Source organism: Leminorella grimontii ATCC 33999 = DSM 5078 (assembly GCF_000439085.1).
Lineage (GTDB): Bacteria > Pseudomonadota > Gammaproteobacteria > Enterobacterales > Enterobacteriaceae > Leminorella > Leminorella grimontii.
The window spans coordinates 1-1547 of the sequence record NZ_AUUA01000038.1; the positions used below are offsets into that span (position 1 = coordinate 1).

General features: G+C 44.8%; 3 protein-coding genes. 2 read left to right on the forward strand and 1 reads right to left on the reverse strand.

Features of this window, described 5'->3' with window-relative positions:
* Positions 1 to 213: 213 nt before the first annotated feature.
* The gene (locus tag G544_RS21900) at positions 214 to 783 is read right to left on the reverse strand and encodes a hypothetical protein (protein ID WP_071783422.1); all 570 of its coding nucleotides are present in this window, start codon (positions 781 to 783) and stop codon (positions 214 to 216) included.
* A 163-nt stretch (positions 784 to 946) separates the two neighbouring features.
* On the opposite strand from G544_RS21900, the gene G544_RS0117960 reads away from it, so the two are divergent.
* The gene (locus G544_RS0117960) at positions 947 to 1195 is read left to right on the forward strand and encodes a helix-turn-helix domain-containing protein (RefSeq protein WP_036024555.1); all 249 of its coding nucleotides are present in this window, start codon (positions 947 to 949) and stop codon (positions 1193 to 1195) included.
* A partial coding sequence (locus G544_RS0117965) for a DNA-binding protein (protein ID WP_027275861.1) occupies positions 1195 to 1547 on the forward strand: 353 nt, incomplete at its 3' end. The genes G544_RS0117960 and G544_RS0117965, both read left to right, overlap by 1 nt.

The following is a 1547-nucleotide window of genomic DNA, read 5'->3' on the forward strand; positions in this document are numbered from 1 at the left end:
CAGTCTCCCAAAAGCGGGGGAATTACAAAACATTTGATACTACGCTCTATTCATTCAAACCATATTTAAAGAACGTTTAAACGAAATTTTAAATTACTGTGTCAAATCATTATAGAGTTCCATCTGTCGAAAATCTATACAGGCTGTAGCTTGCCAATGTTAAGGCATCTAAGCCACGCTTAGGGAATCACTGTGTAGCTATTTCTATCATGGCTATCCTGCCTTCCTTGGCCTAGTGGTTGTTAGGCTTTTGGATGTCGCCTGCTCCTCATTTGCGCGAGCACACACTTTATTCGTGGTGCTGGCTGTTGTTGCTTCCCTTTCTTGGTGGGTGCCAGTTATGTACTCCTGTATCATGTGAGCCTTGAGCGTATCAGGCTGTTGCAAAAGCAATAAGTTATTTTCATCAAGAAGATAGAGAATCGTCTCAACTCCTTTCCGGGTTAATACCATTGTTAGCTGATGCCGCTCTTCGTCAGTTAGGAATGAAAGTAACTCAGATAACCCATCACTAGAGATTGGTGTTTTTGGTGATTCCATTTCTCCATTCTTCAGCCATTCTAGACTTACCCCCTCACTTTCAGCGATGCGAGCTAACAAGTTATCGCGTGGTATTGGAGGTGATAGCTCATTCTTGTAATAACTATTCAATGTATTGATATTTATTCCCCAAGTCCTTGCGGCCGCGCTTCTAGACGGATGTCGTCTTACTAATTCTGAAATTCTGTCAATAACAGGTACTTTTCTCTGTGAGTGCAAAGTACTTCTAGGTTCTTTTCTCATGATAGGTTCTTTTCCATATAATCCATTGAAATAAATCACAAAATTACAAAAACACCAAAATAACGAAAAATACCTTGATTTGGTATTTTTCGTGCCGTAGTATTTATCCGTAGGGTTACTCCATCAGATACCCTAGCGGATAACTTTTTAGGATAGAGCAATCATGAAAAGAAATGAAGACATTAATACGGACTGGCACCCGGCAGACATTAAGGCAGCGCTCGAAAAGCGCGATCTTACTTTTCGTCAGCTATCCGTTCAGGCTGGGTATAGCAAAGATTCTCTCAAGAGCGTTTTGCGTACACCTTGCCGCCCTTACCAGCAAATCGTCGCCGATGCTCTGGGGGTTCAACCCGAGGTTATTTGGCCTAGTCGCTATCAGGCTAAAGGTTGCTTTAACAGGGGTGTGTGATGATGTTTGTTGTTGCTAAAGAGTTGGTTGGTGTGCCGGGTATGCCCGTAACGACTAAAGGTATTCGTCAAGCGCTTGAACGTGCCGCGAATGGCTCTGCCGCCCTTTGCCGCAAGCGTCAAGGCACTAAAGCCTTTGAATATCACATTGACGTTCTCCCCGCAGAGGCTCAAGCGTTTGTTCGCAGTCGTCATCTGCAAGCTCTTATGGCGACACCAACGGACGCCAGTCTTACCCCCGTCGCACCTAAAATCAAAAGCCGTGAAGAGGGAAAAATAGCTGTCTACCGCAAATGTCCCGCGCTGATGGAGCAGAAGCTTGCGGAGCTAACAACGGCGCAGCGTGAAGTCGC